General features: G+C 45.4%; 18 protein-coding genes. 6 read left to right on the plus strand and 12 right to left on the minus strand.

The genetic code is table 11. The features are described 5' to 3' along the window. Nucleotides 1-125: 125 nt before the first annotated feature. Nucleotides 126-257 carry a hypothetical protein gene (locus AB6C75_RS12890; RefSeq protein ID WP_372100535.1) on the minus strand — a complete coding sequence of 44 codons (132 nt, stop codon included), beginning with the start codon at nt 255-257 and terminating at the stop codon, nt 126-128. 261 nt (nt 258-518) lie between these two features. On the opposite strand from AB6C75_RS12890, the gene AB6C75_RS12895 reads away from it, so the two are divergent. Beyond that, entirely contained in the window at nt 519-998 is a 480-nt protein-coding gene (locus tag AB6C75_RS12895; RefSeq protein WP_009847195.1) for a hypothetical protein, read from the plus strand. A gap of 140 nt (nt 999-1,138) precedes the next feature. On the opposite strand, the gene AB6C75_RS12900 is transcribed toward AB6C75_RS12895, so the two are convergent. The 5 genes from AB6C75_RS12900 to AB6C75_RS12920 all read right to left on the minus strand — a co-directional run bounded on the left by AB6C75_RS12900 (nt 1,139) and on the right by AB6C75_RS12920 (nt 8,836). Beyond that, the gene (locus tag AB6C75_RS12900) at nt 1,139-3,292 is read right to left on the minus strand and encodes a TonB-dependent receptor (RefSeq protein WP_372107940.1); all 2,154 of its coding nucleotides are present in this window, start codon (nt 3,290-3,292) and stop codon (nt 1,139-1,141) included. 604 nt (nt 3,293-3,896) lie between these two features. Further along, nucleotides 3,897-4,853, minus strand: coding sequence for a GntR family transcriptional regulator (locus AB6C75_RS12905; protein WP_372107941.1), 957 nt, complete (start codon nt 4,851-4,853; stop codon nt 3,897-3,899). Nucleotides 4,854-5,142: 289 nt separating this feature from the next. After that, entirely contained in the window at nt 5,143-7,140 is a 1,998-nt protein-coding gene (fhuB, locus tag AB6C75_RS12910; RefSeq protein ID WP_372107942.1) for a Fe(3+)-hydroxamate ABC transporter permease FhuB, read from the minus strand. Further along, complete coding sequence (locus AB6C75_RS12915; protein ID WP_017096909.1) at nt 7,140-8,051, minus strand: iron-siderophore ABC transporter substrate-binding protein; 912 nt, start codon at nt 8,049-8,051, stop codon at nt 7,140-7,142. Before AB6C75_RS12915 ends, fhuB begins: the two co-directional genes overlap by 1 nt. 17 nt (nt 8,052-8,068) lie before the next feature. Then, nucleotides 8,069-8,836, minus strand: a complete 768-nt coding sequence (locus tag AB6C75_RS12920) for an ABC transporter ATP-binding protein (RefSeq protein ID WP_372107943.1) — start codon at nt 8,834-8,836, stop codon at nt 8,069-8,071. A gap of 152 nt (nt 8,837-8,988) precedes the next feature. On the opposite strand from AB6C75_RS12920, the gene AB6C75_RS12925 reads away from it, so the two are divergent. Further along, complete coding sequence (locus AB6C75_RS12925) at nt 8,989-10,194, plus strand: MFS transporter (RefSeq protein WP_122046393.1); 1,206 nt, start codon at nt 8,989-8,991, stop codon at nt 10,192-10,194. A gap of 101 nt (nt 10,195-10,295) precedes the next feature. On the opposite strand, the gene AB6C75_RS12930 is transcribed toward AB6C75_RS12925, so the two are convergent. Next, nucleotides 10,296-12,011 (minus strand): amidohydrolase, encoded by a 1,716-nt coding sequence (locus AB6C75_RS12930; protein WP_372107944.1) that lies wholly within the window; start codon nt 12,009-12,011, stop codon nt 10,296-10,298. Between the two features lie 322 nt (nt 12,012-12,333). Between AB6C75_RS12930 and AB6C75_RS12935 the strand changes: the two genes are divergently transcribed. After that, entirely contained in the window at nt 12,334-12,852 is a 519-nt protein-coding gene (locus AB6C75_RS12935; RefSeq protein ID WP_371727335.1) for a lipocalin family protein, read from the plus strand. Nucleotides 12,853-12,950: 98 nt separating this feature from the next. Here AB6C75_RS12935 and AB6C75_RS12940 read toward each other — a convergent pair whose 3' ends face one another. Together AB6C75_RS12940 and AB6C75_RS12945 are read right to left on the minus strand one after the other, a co-directional pair. Continuing rightward, nucleotides 12,951-13,325, minus strand: a complete 375-nt coding sequence (locus tag AB6C75_RS12940; protein WP_009847186.1) for a hypothetical protein — start codon at nt 13,323-13,325, stop codon at nt 12,951-12,953. Between the two features lie 70 nt (nt 13,326-13,395). Then, nucleotides 13,396-13,701 (minus strand): monooxygenase, encoded by a 306-nt coding sequence (locus AB6C75_RS12945; RefSeq protein ID WP_017101594.1) that lies wholly within the window; start codon nt 13,699-13,701, stop codon nt 13,396-13,398. Nucleotides 13,702-13,857: 156 nt separating this feature from the next. On the opposite strand from AB6C75_RS12945, the gene AB6C75_RS12950 reads away from it, so the two are divergent. Next, on the plus strand, nt 13,858-14,757 hold the full coding sequence (locus AB6C75_RS12950) for a LysR family transcriptional regulator (RefSeq protein WP_372107945.1): 900 nt from the start codon (nt 13,858-13,860) through the stop codon (nt 14,755-14,757). 41 nt (nt 14,758-14,798) lie between these two features. Here AB6C75_RS12950 and AB6C75_RS12955 read toward each other — a convergent pair whose 3' ends face one another. Then, on the minus strand, nt 14,799-15,413 hold the full coding sequence (locus AB6C75_RS12955; RefSeq protein ID WP_017078915.1) for a TetR/AcrR family transcriptional regulator: 615 nt from the start codon (nt 15,411-15,413) through the stop codon (nt 14,799-14,801). A gap of 193 nt (nt 15,414-15,606) precedes the next feature. Between AB6C75_RS12955 and AB6C75_RS12960 the strand changes: the two genes are divergently transcribed. After that, nucleotides 15,607-16,722 (plus strand): efflux RND transporter periplasmic adaptor subunit, encoded by a 1,116-nt coding sequence (locus tag AB6C75_RS12960; RefSeq protein ID WP_372107946.1) that lies wholly within the window; start codon nt 15,607-15,609, stop codon nt 16,720-16,722. A gap of 8 nt (nt 16,723-16,730) precedes the next feature. Continuing rightward, nucleotides 16,731-19,829, plus strand: a complete 3,099-nt coding sequence (locus AB6C75_RS12965) for an efflux RND transporter permease subunit (RefSeq protein WP_372107947.1) — start codon at nt 16,731-16,733, stop codon at nt 19,827-19,829. 91 nt (nt 19,830-19,920) lie between these two features. Here AB6C75_RS12965 and AB6C75_RS12970 read toward each other — a convergent pair whose 3' ends face one another. Both AB6C75_RS12970 and AB6C75_RS12975 read right to left on the minus strand, forming a co-directional pair. Continuing rightward, a complete protein-coding gene (locus AB6C75_RS12970) occupies nt 19,921-20,409 on the minus strand; it encodes a hypothetical protein (protein ID WP_012604429.1) in 489 nt (162 codons plus the stop codon). Nucleotides 20,410-20,576: 167 nt separating this feature from the next. Next, on the minus strand, nt 20,577-21,223 hold a 647-nt coding region (locus tag AB6C75_RS12975), incomplete at its 5' end, for an alkyl sulfatase C-terminal domain-containing protein (protein WP_372107948.1).

The raw sequence follows: 21,223 nt of genomic DNA on the forward strand, positions 1-21,223 counted from the left end.
GGTTGTTTATTTTTAATTTTTACAGGTTGATATTCCATTTTGTTTCTTGTGTGGTTGTTATTTGGGTGGGTAATACGTGAATGTAAATTGATTCATAGAGTGGGAATTAACTCGAAAAACGGAAACTAACTCGTAGAATGGAAGTTAATTTCTTTAATCTGGGTGATCAAGTTATCCTCGATGAGGACTGATACGCTCTCGATTAAGTTGTTATCAACACCGTTAAATACGTTCACGTTAGTGATTAGCTTTTTCATAGTCTGCACCTTTTGGAAATGAGTGTGTGTCGCTGATGGAGTCATCATATGGGGGCAGCATTTGAAGAATGGCCATTTGGTGACAGTGATGAATTGGGTGTGTTTTTGCTATTGCTATAAGAGAAGGAAGGGGGATTTCTGTCGAATCATTAATTTGAATAATGATTATTGGTGGTGTCACAAAATGGTAAGTTTTGCTCCTTTTCGAGCGCTAAGATGTATTTCAAATCAAGGCGACTTATCAAATTAGAGAGAGACAGAATGACTAAATCAGACAAAGTTTACGGGTTCAACACACCACAACGTCTATTTGTAGGTTACACGTTAGCTGTGCTGGTGGACTTAGTGGTACTTAACTTTTTCGATGAGTACTGGGACTTCGTCAACATTGAGTCTTTCACTATTTCTTTGATAGCAGCGTTATTACTGCAGTTATTGTTGAAGCTCTCTATTGGCTTAGAGCACAAGATTGCTGAGCACTTCAAAAGTAAACCGGGTACCGGGCCTAAGGTTTATCGCGCCATCACTACTTACATCATCTTGGTGGGTTCAAAGTTCGTGATGCTAGAAGCGATTAACTTATTGTTCGGCGAGAAGGTGAGCTTTACAGGCCCTTGGAATGGTGTAGTGGCGTTCTTCGCCGTGGTATTTACGATTCTCATTGCTGAAGTAATTGTATCGAAGATCTACTTTGCGCTTGATGATAAACAAGAATCAAACTTGAAAGAAAAGACAGCTTAAGCATAAGTAGAATTAAACATAGGGGAGTTCGGAATGAACTGTCAATTGAAAAGGGTTGGCATGTTTGCCAACCCTTTTTGTCTTTTAGCCATCCCACACTTCAGAGTGGGCGACTAATTCAGCTTATGCAGACCGATTAATTAGTACTTAACTTGGTAGTTCAGAGTGTAAGTACGGCCGCGGCCTTTGTAGTCATACGCTGCTGAGTCGTAATGAGACGAGTAAAGGATTTGAGCACGTTGACCCCAAACAGTGGTGTAGTCTTTGTTCAGTAAGTTTTGAATACCAAAACCTAGACTACCGACCGGAAGCTGATACGTACTCACTAGATCAAACACGGTGTAGCCATCAAGTTTGTTTTTGTCGTCTTCGTAATCAAACATAGTTTGGCTTTGTACTTTTACAGATAGGTCTGTGTCATACCAACCTGCCCAAGCACTTGCTTTAGAAGTACTTGCACTTCCTGCAGATACATCTTTCCAACCGTCGTTACCTTTCACTTCAGAGGTGACGTAGTGACCAGAAGCGCCCAGTTGAATGTTGTCATGTACCCAGTAAGAAGCCATCGCCTCTAGCCCGTACACTCGCTTTTTGTCATTGATGTTTTCAATCAGCAATGTCTTTCTGTTGTACTTCACTGATTTGTCAGATTGTGAGTAGTAAGCCGCGGTTTGCAAGCTTAGCTCACCAGTATCAAGGCGGTAACCTAACTCGAAACTGTTGGTTTTGATACCAGACATTTTTGAGTCATTAACGTTGATGCTGTCGTTGAGTTTCCAGTGATCACCAACGAGCTTGTAGCTGCCTTGTCCGTAGTATTTAGCTGGGTCTGCAAGGTCGAAACCTTGCGAGAAGTTTGCCCAAACTTGAGACTCGTTATTAAGGTGGTAGATCGTACCTAGGTTAAATAAGCCAACACCGTAATCAGTTTCACCACCTGGTACTGCGTCTGCTGTTTTGCCTTTACCAGCAGCAATTTTCTTCTGCTGGCTGTAGCCGACAAAATCATCAATCTTGTTAGAGATGTATTGGTAGCGGAATCCACCTTCCACCGTCCAATCATCGGTGATCGCATAGTCAGATTGTATAAAGCCTGCGATAGAGCTGACTTTAACACCTGCATAGCGACCCACTTGTGCATAGGTCTTGTTGACTAAGTTGCCTGAATTGTTCGCAATGGTGCGATCGTAAAGCGCTTGATTGCTATCAAGCTGATCTTGATACGCATCGATACCATAAACAATATTGAATTTATTGAAGCTCTTAGCCAGTGCTGTTTTTAATGAAATAACATCGGTAATTTGTTGACCAGAAGATTGGAAGTAAGGCGTGTAAGTTTGGTCTTCTTTACGGTATGAAGCTTCAGCAATAAACTGATGCCCAAGGAATTGATCATTGACGTAAGAGGCACTCAGCATGATGCGCTCAGTTCCGTGTTCGCGATCCGAGTAAAACCCTTTACGTACGTCAACAAAATCGCGCCCGGTGATGTATAGACCGTAAGGAGAGTTTTGCTGGCTATCGTAATATTGTGCTAGGAAGTTGAGCTTTTTGGTCTCAGACAGGTTCACGCCGACAGTTGTCAGGAAATCTACCGTCTTGTTGAACTGCAGTGAGCCTTGTGAAATGTCAGGAGTAACAATATCGCCATCTGCGTCGAATACACCTTGTGTCTCGGTGTAAACCACAGAAGAGCGAGCTTGAACTTTGTCGTTACCGCCAGAGATAGATTGACCGACTTTGTAATCGAAATCTTCACCTGAATTAAAGCCCGATGAGCCACCGACATAAGATTCGAATTCTAACTCTTCACCTTGTGCTTTTTTAGTGATGATGTTGATGACACCACCAGAAGCACCGGCACCGTAGATAGATGTTGCACCCGATAACACTTCGATGCGATCAATGTTAAATGGGTCGATGGAATCTAAGTGGCGGCTGATTTGGCGAGAGGATTGCAGTGATACACCATCAATCATAACGAGCATCTTACGGCCACGTAAATTCTGACCATAGTTAGTACGAGCGCCGCTGCTGACATCTAAAGAGGGAATGCTCGCCGATAGAATTTCACCTAATGATTTACCGCCACGGTATTCTTGTTCGATTTTATCGGCGTCGATGTACCAAACGGTTCCCGGAATGTCGCTGATCGCTTTAGGTGTTCGGCTAGCGACAACCACCATGTTTTCTTCGGTTGTGTATTCTTGTGCTTGGGCTGTAAACACTGTGCTTGCTGCGACAATCGCTAGCGTAACGGTGGAAAGCTTGAAACTTCCTTTTTCGGTTTTCATTTTGTTCTCAATCTTGATCAATAAAAGGCTGCACAAAGACTCATATTTGTGCGATGACTTTGTTTTTTATAAGTAAACAAGCGTTCATCTTTACTGGTTAGTAATAAATGAAGCCTCCTAAATTAGAAAAGAGGTTAACAGTGGTCACTTACTTATGGCCCCAAACATACTCATCTCGATATCTTTCAAGCTTGTATACGTTCGCATTCACGCCACCTAAGCGGTTACTACTTCTATAGTTAAAGTACGAAGTATTATCGTTAAGTTTATCAATTCCAAATAAGAATCATTATTATTGTGTTTTTGTTGCGAAAATACAATATGAAAATGCAATTTTATTTTATAGATTTGGAAACACTTGTTTGCCGAGGGGGTTAGTCACTCGGGCTGAACAGAGCCAGTGCCTTGTTCCGCAAGTGTTTAAGCGGGTGTGAACCATATAATTCAGAAGGTGTGAAAGTGCAGGTATTAGGGCCTGTTGATCTTTTGAACAAAATTTAACAACGAAAGGTAAACAGGCCCTCGTGTGTTCATGAAGTCAGAATGGTATTTTCGATGGTAGAAGGACACGATAAGGGCAGCCATGATTTGACTGCTCACGTAGTTAACTGTTTTTTGCCATGATGCTGTTGATTAAGCTTTCTCGCTGCTCCATAGAGACCGTCATTACGTCGTTGTAGGTGCGTTTCATGACTCGAATGTCATTTTCCAGTAGCTGAGCTAATTTTGTCGAGGCCGTTTGGTTGTCACCTTCGAGCACCAATTCGATGATCTCTAGGCGACGCTGGCACGATTTAGTGACCGAAGATTGAATGTGCATCGAGACGAGATCGGTCGCTTTACGTAGGCGATTATGTTGTTGCATGGTGCTCAATAAGAAGCGATTTCCTGAACATGCGGCAAGTTGCTCGTGAAACTCAGCACTGAGGCTAAAGAGTTGACTGGCGTTGACAGATTCTGGGGTCTGAATCGCTTGAGCATGGCGATCTCGGCAGCTTTCAATTGCACTGTTATCAAGTGTCCATGTTGGTTCGAGTAGGCCAGCAGGCTCGAAAATGAGTCGACAGCGATAACTTTCGGTGTGTCTTTCTAGGGTGTTCAACACACCATCAAGCTGCCATTTGTACCCTGGACTGCGACGAAAAATACCATCGCTTTCTAACAGGCGCAGTACGCTTTGCATCTCACCACGGTTGGCATCATAACGTTGTTGCAGGTCTTTCTCGGAAAACGACTGACCTAACTCACTAAAGAATAAATCCATGAGTACGCGCAGGTATAATTGTTCTTGGCGAGGTTGTTGGTCGTTGTCTTGGCCTGAAATTTCGATATCTGCCGCATCGGTTTGTAATACAGACCCTTTATAAGGGACGACTTTAGTGATGCCTTGCGCTGACAAGTGTTTTAGCACCGCTCGAATAGGGCTTCTTGATACTTCGAATTGCTGCGCCAAAGATGATTCATTTAGGCTGCTTCCCGCTTTCGCGTTGTCGGCTTTTAGCCTCGCGATGACCTTGAATAACAAATTTTGTTGGAGCTTTGTAATTGTCGTTGTGTCCATGACGCTCAGAGTATGTGTTTAATCTTGATTCCATGGTAAACACAAAAAGGCTTAAATACCATAAATTGTGTTTTTGTAACCAAAAGACAATGTTAATCAACCTGTTGTAATGGATAGGTTGGTTGGTAATTTAGAGGTTCATTGGGAATTGAATGGTTGGCGGTTATTGATAGCTTTGTTGGCAAGTGTGTTGATGAGTGGGTAAGAAGAGAGCCCGCTTAAAGCCTCGACTTCAAATAGAGGCTTCAAACGGGGGCTTTAAGCGGAGAAAGTGACTTCTCGTGTGTGCTTATTTTCTCATTAGATAGAGGAAGTAACCGCCACCAATTAGAGAGGCTAATAGACCTGCAGGGAACTGCCAAGGGAACCATAGCGTACGACCAATCCAGTCGGCAGCAACCATGATGATAGCGCCTAATAATGCTGCAGTGAGCATTTGAGGAATCGCGCGATATTGGTGAAGCGAACGCGCCATGTGCGGCGCCAATAATCCAATGAAACTTAATGGCCCAATGACGATGGTGCACAGAGTTGTTAGTGCCGCGACTAGCAAAAGCAAAGTCAATCGAACAGCGGTTGTGTTCATACCTAGGCTGCTTGTGGTGACGTCGCCTAAGTTAATCAGCTCTATCCAGCGATTCAAAGACAGCGCCACTGCACTTATGATGGCAACCCCAACGGCGAGCAAAATGACATCTTGATTAGCGACTAAATAAGTCGATCCTGAAAGCCAAGTGAGGAGCGCGGTTGCATTCTCATTACCCGAGCTCATTGTGATGCGCAATAGAGCGTCGAGCCCTGCACTTAGCGCGATGCCAGTTAACAAGGTTTGCGTTGGGGCGAAATTGTGTTTTCTTCCCATCAGCCAAACCACGGCAGTCACTGAAGTTGCGCCGAGTGTACCAAGCAGCATTTGCTCTTCTCGGCCGACAGCAGTGCCAAATAGTGTGCCGAGCACTAACGCCAGAGCAGCCCCTGAGCTGATCCCCAATACTTCGGGGCTCGCCATTGGGTTGTTTGAGATGCGTTGAATAATTGTGCCTGCAAACGCAAGCCCGATCCCTGCCAATAGCGCGACTAATACACGCGGTAGACGTAGATCGAATAGCGATGGGTTGAGTTCAAGATTCCAGCCGAACTGGTTTTTACCTACTGTAAGGGCAAGAACACACATTGCCATCAATAGTACTGACATCGCGGCAAGTACTTTACGCGTACTGACGAATTTGTAGTGCTCAATGGTTTCACTGCGGTTTTTGAGATCGGACTGCAGCTTGGTACGTTGCAGTAACCACAATAAGAAAGGAGCACCCAGTAGCGCCGTCATTGCGCCGGTAGGGAGCAGTTCGCCACCGAAGCCAGAGAAGGGCTGAATCACTAAATCCACAATCAATAGAATGAAGCTGCCTACCAACCCGCTGACCAGAATCTGTTTCGCGAGTGCTCTTACACCGATAAGCCTAGCGATAGCAGGAGCCACAATGCCAACGAATCCGATTAAGCCTACTTCACTGACTACGGCTGCAGTAATAAAGATCGCCAACGATAAGCAAAGCAATTTGATTTGTTTGATGTTTACACCAAGCGAAGTGGCGACATTATCGCCAAATTGCAGCGCTGATAATGGACGCTGTAAAACCAGTAATAACAGCGTCGGGATCGAGACCAAAGGTATGAGAACCTGCACGCTCGACCAATCATTCTGATTCAGTACACCGGCACCCCAAACAAAAATACTGGTTAGCCGTTGTTCATGCAGCATGAGCAACATGGTGTTGAGGGAGCCTAAAAATAGGCTGACCACCATACCGGCTAACACCATGTGTAATGGTGAAAAGCCTCGTGCAGAACTTAAGGTAAAAACTAAGCCTGTTGCAAGGCTACCCCCGATGAAAGCGGGAATAAACCCTGGAATAGCTAGGTTAGCAGGGATTAAGAGGATCCCTAATACCATGCCGAGTTCTGCGCCCGCAGCAACACCCAATGTGGTAGGTGAGGCAATGGGGTTACGCAGTACAAATTGCATCACACACCCAGAGACTGCCAGTGCAAAACCACAAATGAGAGCGACGGCAAGCCTAGGTAAATAGGTGAGGTGAGTAATCAGATGCTGATAATTTGAAGAATCAAAGTGAAACAGCGTATCCCAAATCAAGCCAACCCCTTGCGAGTAAGGAGCGGTAATTTGCAGTAGCGAGCTGATCAACAAAACAGCAGCGACAGGTAGTGCCGCTGCCTTGATATTGAATCGCCCGGTGACGGTTTTTTCGATCTTTGCGGTAGCCATTATTTTTGGATAAGCAGTTCGGTAATGTGGTCACTAAACCTTTGAGCGGCGATTAGCCCACCGAAGGTCCAGATGGTAGGAAGTTCGTAAACGGAGTCTGTACGCGTAAACGCCATCGCTTGCCAAAGAGGGGATTGAGTCAGTTTCTTATGCTCTTCTTCCGTTAGCGGACCAAAGATCATCACATTCGTCTGTTGGTGTTCAGCGAGCCTTTCAGTACCTGTAGTGGTAAAACCCCAGAGGTTTGTCTGCTCTTGCCAGTCGTTTTTAAGACCCATGCTGCTTATGGTAGCTTGCGCTAATGAACCTTGGCTATGAATGCGTAAGGTTTTGTCGTTGATAAAGCGTGCAAAAATCAGTGGTTTGTCTGAGTTGCCTGCGGCACGTATTTTTTCACCGTTATCGCTTAGTCTCTTATTTGTCTCATCAATCACTTGTTGGGCGCGTTGTGCTTTGTTAAATAGCTTGCCTAAAGAGAGGGTAACCGAAGTTGCGGATTCAAGTGGTTGTTTCTTTTTGCTGTAGACACTGTAAACCAAGACAGGTGCGATTTTATTGAGCTGGTGGTAGGCCGCCGCCATATGCTCACTGATTAAAATGACGTCAGGTTTGAGTTCTGTTAGTAGCTCTAGGTTTGGTTCTCTTCGAGATCCCACATCTGTCACGTCTGCATTTAACGCAGGTTTTACCACCCATTGCTGATAACCTTGTGCGTCTGCCACACCTTGCAACTCAACGCCTAGGCTTAATACGGTTTCGGTGAGTGCCCAATCTAAAGCCACCACTTTTTTAGGTGTAGCATCGAAAGAGACACTGCCCATTTCATGTTTGATTTCTAGTGCGTGAACGCTCTCTAGAGCAAGGGCGTTGAAAGCTAATACTGTGAACAGCATGGTGATGAACTTTTTCACAACAGGTTCCTTTTGATTTAAGGGATGTAGCTGATAGGTTGCCCTGTCTCAGGGTGTTTAAAGAGCGCAAGCTCCATTCCGTAGATTTGCATTAGTGTTTCTGGCGTCATCAAATCTTTAGGCGAACCGGAAGCAATCACTTTCCCAGAATGAAGCGCAATCAAATGATCACTGAATTTGGCGGCCATGTTCACATCATGAAGCACCATGATCACGGTTAAGCCGAGTGACTGATTAAGCTCTCTGATTAAAGCGAGCAATTCATGCTGGTGCGCAACATCGAGTGCTGAGGTTGGTTCATCAAGCAAAATACATTGGCTTTGCTGAGCAAGCAGCATGGCGACCCAAGCTCTTTGTCTTTCTCCGCCGGAAAGTGTCGCGACAAATCGGTCAGAAAAGGCGTTAAGGCCAACTTTCTTAATCGCTTCGTCTACGATGGCATAATCATCTTTGCTGTAACGTCCAAATGCGCCTTTCCATGGATAACGGCCAAAGCAAACCAGTTCACGAACGGTCACGCCATCAGTAATCGGTGGGTGCTGCGGCAGGTAGGCGACTTGGTGTGCAAATTCAAGGTTACTGTATGAGGCGAGTGGTTGCTCATTGAAGAAAACGTCACCTTCTGTTGGCGTGTTTTGTCGACTTAACAGTTTAATGAGTGTCGATTTGCCGCATCCATTATGGCCAAGCAAGGTGGTGATCTTCTTTGGTTCAAAGGTCAAAGTCGTTGGCGAAAGGATTTTCTTATCGTCGATTTCGAACGAGGCATTGGTAAGTGTGTACATAATGCAATATGAAGTTGAGTTATGGGCTGCTAGCCGCTAATGTAACACAGTGAAATTAAAATGATAATTATTCGCTAAATCAATCTATTTATCATTGTAATGTGCTCGTGCCCACTACGAACCTACCAACCTTATCTAGCGCCTTCGAGTTTATGTCTGTGATACAAAATAAAAAATTTCAACTATTGGCTATTGGTCTTGCTTCGGCTCTTATGGGAATTGGGCAAAACGGCTTACTCGTTTCCCTGCCTTTTCTTGTGGAACAGTCTTCATTTAGCTTGCCTACGTGGTCGATTCTTATCGCAATAGGAAGCATATTATTTCTGCCATCTGCGCCGTTTTGGGGAAGGCAGAGCGACAAATATGGCCCTAAAAAAGTAGTCATTCAAGCACTGATAGGCATGGCTATCAGCTTTGCTTTGTTGTGTTTTTTCGCCATGTTTAGCAAACAGGGGCAGGCATTCGTGTTTTGTTTGATTGGGCTGGTGGTCGCGCGAATTATTTATGGTTGTACGGTGTCTGGAATGGTGCCTGCGAGTCAGCATTGGGCGATATTATTGTGTGGTGAGAAGAACCGTTTACAGGCTATTACATCAGTGAGTCTTGGCCTAAGTGTTGGTCGATTAATTGGGCCTTTGGTCTCCATTTTAGCGTTAAAGTTATCGCCTTTTGCTCCCCTGATCGTGATGATCTTTTTGCCGTGTGTTGCTTTACTTGTCACGATGTTGTTACCAACCCCTAAAGAAGAAACTCGGAAGGCTGAAGGAATAGGGCAAGCACCTTGGTTACCGAATAAAACATTACTGCCTTTTTTATCTTGCGGGTTGTTGTTGTGTGCCGCAGTCGCGTTGTTGCAATACAGTTTTTCTCCACTTATCTATTCGATCACCCGTTGGCCTACCGATCAAATAAGTGACACGATCGGGATTCTTTTGACTATCAGTGCTGCCTGTACTTTTGCTACTCAACTCTTGGTTATCAAAAAAGAAAAGCTGACACCGTTTGTTATGTACCGTTGGGGGGCATTGGGTTTGCTTGTCGGCTTTGGAGTGTTCTTGATTCCCAGTATGTGGGCGTTAGCTGTGGCGATGGTACTGACAGCGATTGGCGCAGCGTTGCTTGTTCCTGCTTACACGTTGTTTGCCACTGAAAAGCAAAGTGGTACACCGGGCGCAGCCGCAGGGTACATCGCTATGTCTCATACTCTAGGCTATGGCGTCGCTTCATTACTTGCGTTTACTTCAACCTTGAACCCTCAGTATCCCATCTACTTATGTGGGCTATTTTCTCTACTGATTTTCGCGACGACTTATGTTGTAAAAATAAAGGGAAATACCAAGCTCGCTGAGCAAGCTTAATCTTATATTTCCCCTGATACTTTTTAGTGAATTAATTGGAAGTGAGCTAACGGATAGCAAATTAACTGGTAGCAAACGGCTTTGTGTCGAGCGTTGGTTTGCTAATTTATGTCTTTGAAAGCAGCGTCTTCGAAAACCACATCCCCTCTTAACACTGTCATCAACACCTGAGTCTTGGCTATTTGTCTTGCCGATATTGTAGTGATGTCTTTGTTGAGAATCGCGAAGTCCGCTGATTTTCCAACCTCAATAGACCCCGTGACGTCTTCGATACCAAGGCTCTTTGCTGCATTGAGCGTGTAAGCGTCGATAGCTGTGTAGATATCAGTTAGGCCTGTTTTACCCATGATTAAGCTATTTGCGATTCCAACTAGAGGGTTGATGTCGTGTACGTTCCAGTCACTGCTCAAGGTGATATTGGCATCAGTCTTAAGTATCGCGTCTAAGTTCATCATGGCTTTGGCGCGGCGAGCACCAAGGAAAGCTTCGGCCCATTGGTGTTGATGTTTGGCTACGTAACCGGAACCGACTTGGAAGTCCGCCGAGACATTGAGCTGCTTGAAGCGGGGAACGTCTTCATCATTGATTAACTCTATGTGAGTTAGGGTATAAGGCTTTTGCGAACCTTGTTTACGCACGCTTTCTATCGCATCAAGAGATTCACGAACGGCACCATCACCAATCGCATGAATGTGCGCACTAAAACCGATTTTATCGAGCGCGGTTAGCCACTCTTTCATCTGTGCTGGTGGAATGTAGTTTAGGCCATTGGGAGACTGTGGCAGATAGGTATCTAAATAGGGCGCGAGTGTTTTTGCTGTACCGTTAATGAAGATGCCATCGCTGTACATTTTTACCTGATCGACGAGCAACAGACGGCTTTTATCATCGGAATACATCTTCTCGAAGACTTCTAATTGAGAGGGTATCGCCATTGATGGGTAAACCCAAGGGCGTAATGACACGCGAGCCGTCAAATCTTGGTTTTGCTCCGCTTCTAGCCAAACGTCATACCAGCCTCGTTTCCAGTACATCCGGCCGTCACCGATGGTGGTAATGCCGTGCGCAGCGGCTTCTTCAAGACCGAACATTAACCCTTGGTAGCTTTGTTCAAAGAGCTCGCTTTGGCTGTTCCACGCCATCTCCATAATTTGGTCGCCAGCGTTATCTAATAAGATGCCATTGAGCTTGCCGCTGTCTTGGTCTTTTAAATAAGCGCCACCTTGTGGATCAGGAGATTGTTGGCTTATTTTGGCTATTTTTAAGGCTTTTGAGTTGACCCACATAGAGTGAGAGGTTTGCTCCATAAGCACCACGGGGCGATCAGGGAAGATACTGTCGATGATCTCAAGTGGTGTGTATTCAGAGTCGCTGTCGAGTGTCGACTCAAGAGAAAAGCCATAACCCATCAGCCAGCCTCGACCATTGGTTTCGGCATTGATTTTACACGCTTCTAAGTAAGGGATTTGCTCTTCTAATGTGGCTTCAGAGTCTAGTTCGCAATTGCCACCCAGCTCTGAGGCGGCTTCAAACACATGGTTATGATTATCAATGAACCCCGGCAAAACAAAGGCATTCTCCAAGTCGATGACATCGGTACTCTGACCTTGAAAAGATTGCGCCTGAGCGTGGTCACCGATGAAGATGATCTTGCCTTTATGGGTAACGATCGAGTCTGACTCGCGATGCCCATATATGTCGGCATTGGTAAAGATCTGGTCTGCGGTTAGGCTTTGAGAAAAAGCCGATGGCACAGAGACTAGGCTAGCGAATAATGCAATCCATGCAGTGCGTGGCAAAGTGAGCTTATTGTTCATTGTTATTTATTCCATGTTCCACTGTTTAGTAAGTATAGAAAGCGAGTGGTAAGAATCATATCGCGGATTTTTGATAATAAAGTGTCCATAGTTGCTCTCCTGACTAAGTTAACTTGCCGTAAATTTAGTGGTGACTCTGACTCAATATCGAATAGCAATGAAACACCATTGATTCATTCGCAGACTAAACAATTCACATAAGATTCTGAATAAATTACAGTTAGGTGAACTTTAAAAATGGATTTAACGTATTACCAAGGATGTAAGTTTATGTTTTCACAAGGCTTACTCGCATTACTAATAAAAACAAGTCGAGGTTAGGATGAAAAAAATATTATTGCTGCTTAGTGTGATTCTATTGGGTGGTTGCGCGGGCATGCCTGAAACAGTAAAGCCCGTTCAACAGTTTGAATTGGATAGATACTTGGGCAAATGGTACGAAGTGGCTCGTTTAGACCACTCGTTTGAGCGTGGCTTAGATAACATAAGTGCCGAATATAGCTTGCGTGATGATGGTGGCGTTAAGGTGATTAACCGCGGCTATTCGGCTGAAGATGGCGAATGGAACGAAGCGGAAGGTAAGGCGTACTTTGTCGAAGGCAGCGATCAGGGTTATCTAAAAGTGTCGTTCTTTGGCCCCTTCTACGGAGCTTATGTGGTGTTTGAGTTGGACAAAGAGAATTACCAATACGCGTTTGTTTCGGGCCCAGATACCGACTACTTGTGGTTACTTTCAAGAACACCAGAGGTTGCACCAGAAGTGATGGAGAAGTTCAAAGCGATGTCTAAAGAGCGTGGCTTCAATACTGATGAATTGATTTACGTTGAGCACAGTAAATAAGCTGAGCGCGCTAGGTTAACGACAGTTGATTGAGAAAAAGGAACAGATGATGAGTGCATCTGTTCCTTTTTTATTGGTTTGGTTTGGTTTTGTATGAACTAGCCTTGTCGACGAACCTGCAACACGCTGAGCACCGATAGTGAAAGGAAGAACGCCGGATCACTCCAGCCGAAGCCAACAAATATTCCTGTAAATGCCGCATACAATGTGATGATGGCGCCGAGCATATTTGTAACCACCAAGCCTTGGATGAGCTTTTTAGCGGACAAGCCAGGTTCAATGTCTCTAAGCAGCCAGCTTATTGCAGCGATACCACCCAAAAATATACTGGTGTGTTGAGAGAGAAAGTACGCGTACTTATCATTGATCTCTACGCCGTACATGGGCCACATTACCGTTGGGATAAAAAACAGTGCGATGGCAAACCCTGCGTAAATAATGCCGTGTAGGCTAAGAAAAGTTTTGTTGTTCATTACGTATCTCTCTATTTATTACTTAGCTATTCAGTATCTTTGTTGTCATTCAGCGAATGAACAAGTTTGATTAACCGTTGATTGGGCCTTTATTAATGGTAGTTAATGGCTGATTGACGTCAAAAATCACACCACGCACTTCTTCAACCCCCATCTCTTTTAAGCGAGCGCTATGCATCGCTAGGTACGTCTCTGCACTGAGTTGGTCTTCAAAAAGGTAGACACCACCGCCCAGTTTTTCTGCTTCGTTCTCTGTCCAAATTTTCCAGATCATGCCCGGTTCGTTGTTAATAGACTTTGCTAGGTCAACGAGTGCGTTTGACATCTCTTCACCAAATGGGCCGCTAAATTCAAAATCGACTTGTAATAATTTCATGGTTATTTCTCCAAACAGTTACTTGGTATTGCGCTGAGACTCATGGTCATTTCGCAAAACATAGGAGGCTTGATTGCCTGTTGAAATAGATATTACCTGTAAAAAACAGACAGAAAAGTTCATAATATAGTTATTAACTGTCAGGATTTTAGACCGATGAGATTGAAAACCACCCTCGACCAATGGCAAACGCTTTACGAAATTGACCGTGCAGGCAGCATTCAGGCGGCGGCAGTGCAATTGAACAAGAGCCATACCACGCTGATTTATGCGCTGAGAAAATTGGAGGACCAATTAGGCGTGACTTTAGTGCAGGTTGAAGGGCGTCGGGCGGTATTGTCGGAGGATGGGAAATCACTGTTGCGGCGTGCAAGCAGTATGTTGGAACAAGCTCGCGAGCTAGAGTTGATCAGTGAACAGCTAGCGAAAGGTGTTGAGTCTGAAATTGTGGTTGCTGTTGATCACTTGTGCTGCCTTGAACGCCTTTATCAACCGATGGCTGCATTTTTGACGGAGAACAACACCACATCGATACAAGTGATTGAAACGTCTCTGTCTAAAACAACCGAACTGGTGACTCAAGAACTGGCTGATGTGGCTATCATCAACTTGCCTATTACTAATTACTCAGCCGAAGCCTTTGGTTTTACGATGATGGAGCCAGTAGTTGCTAGCTCACATCCGTTAGCAAGTGCCGTTTCAGTGTCGTTGAATCAACTGTCGTCTTTGCCGCAAATTGTGGTGCGAGATTTAGGTGCTCAAACTAGTCAAGGCAGCAAAAAGCAAGGGAACAAACAGGATGTGGGCTGGTTGAAGTCGAGTCAGCGTATTACGGTGGACAATTTCGACCATGCGTTTGGCGCGGTAGAGCAGGGAGTCGGGTATTGTCGACTACCAAAGCACATTGTTGAAAGCCGAGGAAGTGACAAGCTCACTGTGTTGAATGTCGAAAATGGCAGTGGGTATCACGTTCCGCTGCACCTGACTTTACCAAAAGGAGCCAAGACAGGCCCTGCTGCTAAACGTTTCTATGAGTTACTTCTTGAGTCAGTTTAAAATGCGAGCTAACGGCGACATGAACCTTGAACCTTGAACGATTAACGAGGCTGATTGCCGTTTAAGAATAGCGCGACACACTCGCGAGTGTAGTGAAGTCTTTCTTCTTCAGATTCTCCGCTATCGTGTCCGAAGAATCCCCAATACGCTGACTTACCATGGAACATAAGCAGCAGTTGTCTGGCTGCAATGACTGGCGAGCTTGATGTCGACAGTGTGAGATCACCAGAGTCTATTTTCGACTGCAAATAATCAGCGAGTAATTTTGTGGTTTTCTGAGGGCCAGTTTCTAAATAGATAGAGGCGATCTCTGGATGCGTATTCGCTTGGCTAATGGCATTTTGAAAGGTTTGTCTAGATTGTTCATCAAGTAATAAATCCTGAAACTTCACACCAAACTTCACCAACTCATCACCCACCGCAGCATCCATATCAAAGGCTGCAGGACTGAGTTCTCGCTCCGCACACTTGGTTTGCATGCAGGTTTCGAAAAGTTCGTCTTTGTTTTTAAAGTGAGAGTAGACCGTTTGCTTAGAAACGTTCGCTGCTTTGGCTATCTGATCCATATTGATCTTGAAGCCATATTCAGAGAAAAGTTGGCTGGCTGCGGTTAAGATCTGCGATCTCTTCTGTTCACTCTTGATGATTTTAGTCACGTGCTGTTTCTCGTTGCTTGGTGTTGCTCAGTTCAATGCATTTCGTTCTGCGCTAAGCATTATGCTTTTTGTGATGGTTTTATCAATCATTAACGATGAAACTTATTTTTAACACAATCAAACTAGACAGTCTAGTTTGATTTGGTTAGTCTAAAAAAAGAACATAATTGAGTACCGCATAGGAACAGTACGTATGTATAAATTGATGAAGGGAAGCGCAGTGGCAGTGGCGTTGTCGGCTTTTCTTGTTGGATGTGGCGAAAAGGAACAAGCCCAAGAGTCGGTTGATTCAACCGCTGAAACGGCATCGAGCGTCCAAACTATTTTAACCGTGGAAACGATGGCCTTGGCGCTGTCTCCTTCTTATGCAGTACAACGTGAATATGTCGGTGTGGTTAAGGCGGGTCAACAGGCTAATTTAGGTTTCGAACTGGCGGGCAAAGTAAACGAGATTCTGGTGGATGTCGGTGACACAGTCACAACGGGTCAGCCGTTGATCAGACTGGATACCCAACTTTTGGAAACCGAGTCTAGCCAACTGAAAGCGCAGGCTGAAGAAGTCAAAGCTCAATTGAGTTTGGTGGCAGCGAACCTTAAACGTCAACGTTCATTGAAAGCGAAAGGCTTCAGTGCCGAAGCTGAGATTGATTCGTTAACCAGTGAGCAACGCGTATTGCAGGCGAACTTGCTGCGTATTGATGCCTCGGTAAAAGGCAATCAATTGAAGCTGGTGAAATCGACAGTTCGTGCGCCATATTCAGGGACCATCGCAACACGCTTTGTCTCGCTTGGAGATGTAGTGAATATAGGGAATCCAACTCTTACACTGCTTGCCTCTGAAGGGAAAGAAGCCTTTATCGGTATTCCTGCCCATCAAATGAAAAAGGTTACTTCACTTTCCGCCCCAAGTATTCGCGTCGGGCGAGATGAATTCGCTGTGAGCCTGTTGAATCCGGGCGCAATGGTCGACACACAGTCTCGCAGTGTCGGTTTGCGTTACTTGTTTCCTGAACAATCGTCGGTGTTAGAAGGGCAACTTGCCTATTTGAAATTTGATGAGCAGCTTGATGACCAAGGCTACTGGGTGCCATTAACGGGTTTGATTGATGGATTGCGCGGTGTGTGGAACATCTTTGTGATTGGTGAAGACAACAAAGTTGAGCGCCGAAGTGTTCAGGTGTTGTTTGCCAACAATCAACAAGCGTACGTGAGTGGGGCGATTGAAGACGGTGAACAAGTGATTGCCAGTGGCTTACATCGTTTAGTTCCCGGACAAACCGTGAAGCCAGCAAGCGTTACTGCTGAATAGGGAATAGCATGAAAATCATAGAGACTATTTCCAACACTCGACTGCTTATCTTAATGACCGCACTGCTCATGGTGAGTGGTATTTCTGCGTTCATGACGTTGCCACGTGCAGAAGACCCAGTAATCATCAACCGTTACGCGAACATCACAACCAGTTTCCCCGGAGCCAGTGCCGAACGTGTTGAAACCTTGGTAACAGAAGTTATCGAGAACAAGCTGCGTGAGCTGAGTGAAGTTAAACTCGTGAGCTCAACCTCAAGACCGGGCGTGTCTATTGTCACCTTAGAATTGAATGACACCATCACCGAGCCTGAGCCAGTTTGGTCTCAAGCTCGCGACAAGTTATCTGACATCGAATCCATTTTGCCTGCGGGCTCTCAATCTCCCGATCTCGATAGCGACCATACCTATGCTTTCACAACTATCGCATCTCTAACTTGGTCTGGTGCAGGCGAGCCTGACAGATTAACTCTGGGCCGTTATGCCAAAGAGCTCGCCAAGCGGTTACGAACTTTGTCGGGTACTGAATTCGTTGATGAATACGGGATGCCACAAGAAGAGATTCAAATCAGTTTGCGTACTGCCGATGCAGCGGCGTTAGGGCGCTCAAGTGCCAATATTGCTGAGTCGCTCGAAGGGGCAGACGCCAAGAACTCCGCCGGCGAGTTAGTGAGTGCTTATTCTCGCTTTGGCTTAGAAATTAAATCTGAACTCGATTCTATTGAACGCATTAAGCAAGTGCCAATAGCCACTGATAGCAATGGTCACATCATCCGTATGGAAGACATTGCTTCTGTGAAGCGTGGTGAGAAAACCCCACAAGACCAGATTGCCATTATTGATGGTGAGCCGGGTGTGATTGTCGCGGCAAGAATGCATCCTGATCTGAGAGTCGACAACTGGACGTCGCGAGCTAATGCTCTGATTGGTAAATTTGAGCAAGAGTTACCAAGTAACGTTAAGGTGACGGTGCTCTTTAATCAGCAAGGTTATACCGAAACTCGCTTAGACGATTTAGGCAAAAGCTTGATGATCGGTTTCGGTCTGATCTTGATTGTGTTGTTTGTCACTTTAGGCGTGCGTGCCGCGATCTTAGTCGCCATTTCTCTGCCGTTAACCTCATTATTGACCTTGTCGATCATGAAAATGACCGGTGTGCCGATTAACCAAATGTCGGTGACAGGCCTAATTGTGGCGCTCGGGATCATGGTTGATAACGCGGTGGTGATGGTCGATACCATTCAGGCGTATCGTTTGAAAGGGCAACAACGAGCAGAAGCGACCATGAATGCGTTGAAGCATTTATGGGTGCCGTTATTAGGCTCAACCTTAACTACCGTGTTGGCGTTTGCCCCGATTATCTTGATGCCGGGTGCATCGGGTGAATTTGTCGGTGGTATTGCGATTACCGTTTCTTTCTCATTGATCGGCTCTTACATTATTTCGCACACCTTAATCGCAGGCTTAGCGACCAAGCTACTGCCGAAACAACTCAGTGATGTCGACAAGAAAGGGCAGCACCATTGGTACATGACGGGTTTGAGAATCCCGGCTTTGACGCGTTGGTTCTCGTCTTCTGTCCGTTTTGGTGTGACGCATCCAATCATCACTATAGCTCTTGTGTTATTGGTACCGTTTACCGGTTACTGGAGTATGTCTCAGCTGACAGAGCAATTCTTCCCGCCATCAGACCGAGACATGTTTGAGATTCAGGTTTACATGCCGCCGCAAGCGAGCATTTACGCCACCAAAAATACCTCTGAAAAAATCGACGATATCATTCATCGTTACCCTGAAGTGGAGCGTATCGATTGGCTAGTGGGCGCAAACTTCCCATCCTTCTATTACAACCTGCAAGCAAGGCAAAATAACGCGCCGTACTTCTCGCAAGCCATGGTGAAAACAGAGAACTTTGACCAAGCCAATGCGCTAATTCCACAGTTGCAAAAGATGTTGGATGAAGAGGTGCCGGAAGCACAAATCTTGGTACGTAAGCTTAACCAAGGGCCTCCATTTACCGCGCCCGTTGAACTGCGAGTGTATGGTGAAAACCTCGATACGTTGAAAGCGATTGGTGAGGATGTGCGATTGATTTTGGCGGGTGTTCCTCATGTGACGCACACAAGGGAAACGCTGCAACCAGGTACTCCGAAGGTGTGGTTGAAGGTCGATGAAGATACCGCAAAGCTGAATGGTATTTCATTGAACCAGTTCGCAGGTATGCTGCAAACTACGCTGACAGGTCGTGAAAGTGGCTCTGTGATTGAAGGCAGTGAGTCGGTACCAATCCGTGTTCGTGTGGCAGATGAGGCGCGTGAAAACTTGGCTCACTTAAGCAATATTCGTTTGCCAATCAGCTCTGATGTCTACTCAACGGGGATCAATGTTTCGACTCTGGCAGAACTGGAATTGACGACCAGCCGCGGTGCGATAACCCGCCGAAATGGGCAACGTGTGAATACCATTGAGGGCTACATTGAAGCGGGTGTCTTGCCTCAAACCGTGCTCAATGAATTCCAAAAACGCCTAGAAAACTATCAGATGCCATCAGGCTACACGATTGGTTTTGGTGGTGAATCAGCTGAACGAGATAATTCAGTCAACAGCCTGATTTCGAATGTCGCTGTCGTGGTGGTATTGATGGTGTTGGTGGTGGTGATGTCGTTCAACTCGTTCCGAATGAGTAGCATCATCTTCATGGTAGCAGGATTGGCGGGTGGGCTAGGGTTGTTGTCGGTGTGGACTTTCGGTTATCCGTTTGGCTTTACGGTGATCATCGCGATGCTCGGCATTGCAGGTTTGGCGATCAACGCGGCCATTGTCATTCTGACCGAATTGAAGCTAGACAAGGAGGCTTCCTCTGGGAGTGTTGATGCAGTCGTTGATGCCGTTATGTCTTGTACTCGACATATCAGTTCAACCACAATCACAACCGTTGGTGGCTTTATGCCGTTGATTATTGCTGGTGGCGGTTTCTGGCCTCCATTTGCGGTCGCTATTGTGGGCGGTACCGTATTAACCACGCTTATCTCGTTCTACTTTGTGCCTGTGGTTTATCATTTGATGACTAAAAATCAGCGTAAAAACATAGTGACTCAAGCTGCGTAACTGTTTTTCAATTTAACTGCTCTTCAATTACCCATAATCGAGCCGTATCTGGTTCGATTATGGCGTTGTTCTCTCACTAAATTCATTCCAACTACCCTTCAAAAATATCACTAAGCCAATCTTCAAGTTGCTCTCGTTTATCTTGTGGGCCATTGATGATCACCAAACCGTTTAGTGTCGCGTGATCCCAAGATATGGTGCCAGTAGCTAGCGCATCGAACACATCGAGTTCCGTAATCAGTAATAGATCTTCCTCTGTAGGCAAAGTATCTCGACCTGACACATCGACACCTTTCTCAAGTTTAACTTGGCTGTAATGACCTTTAATTGCTTCGAATAAGTTGAACTCAATTTTGCTTGGGTGGGGTTTCGCAAGCGCAGCCTTGATGGCAAAGAGTCGAAAATGATCCGGTTTATTGAGGTTGTTGAATTCATCGTCTTGTCTGGCTGTGATGACGTTGCCAAAGACTTCTAGTGAACCGGGCTCTGTCACTAAACTAAATCCTGTATCTTGGTGAAGACCACAAGCGAAAGTTAGGGAAGATGTGAGTGAAAGAATGAGAGCAAATCGTTTTAGCATGTGTGAACCTTAAACGAACTAGGGCAGTTTTCTTACTTCAACAATAGATCGAGATTGTTGAGTGAAGGTTGCGAACTGTACCAATAAATAAACGATAAAGGGACCACAATGGGTCCCTAAGTTATCGGCTCGCCATCCTTAGCATGCCTTTGCTTGTGTATATCTAATTAACGAACGATTAGCATGATCTCTTCTGGAGTCATTGGCTTATCGAAGTAGCTCATGAATTGACCGAAGCCTTTGATGTCGCCGTTCGAGAACTTGAATGCACCAGACTGTAGGTTGCTACCAATCACTTGTTGAGCGTTTGGACCCGCAATCAAGATTTGGTTCAGTACTGCACGAGTGGTGTCGATTTGAACGTCTGCGCCTTTTACTGCTTCTTCGTGTAACTGAGCAATACCGTTACGGATTTCGATAGTGAATGCTTCGTTCGTATCAGAGAAGTTGTACGTTAGCATCATGTTCACGTCTAACGAGTTTTCTGCGATAAGCGTTGAAGTCATCATGTCGAAGATCTGCTTGCTTGGTAGCGCAGTAAGCACGTCAACAGAAGCGAAGCTGATCATGTTAGAGAAGTCACGTTTGTTCTCTAGTTCAGCCGCCGCGTTAAGCGCCCAGTTACGCCAGTTGATGTTCACTTGGTCTGCAGCCCATGCTTTGTAAGCTTGTGCTTTCATCTCGCGAGCTTCCATATCTTGCTTGTTTACCGTGATTGGGTAAGAAAGAATTTCTGCTGCAAATGTGTAGTTTTCAGCCTTAATTAAACATTGATAAACCCCCAGCTCTGCTGGGGTGACTCGCATAGGTTTGA

Origin of the sequence: Vibrio sp. 10N.237.312.B06 (genome assembly GCF_041464685.1) — a bacterium.
Lineage (GTDB): Bacteria > Pseudomonadota > Gammaproteobacteria > Enterobacterales > Vibrionaceae > Vibrio > Vibrio tasmaniensis_A.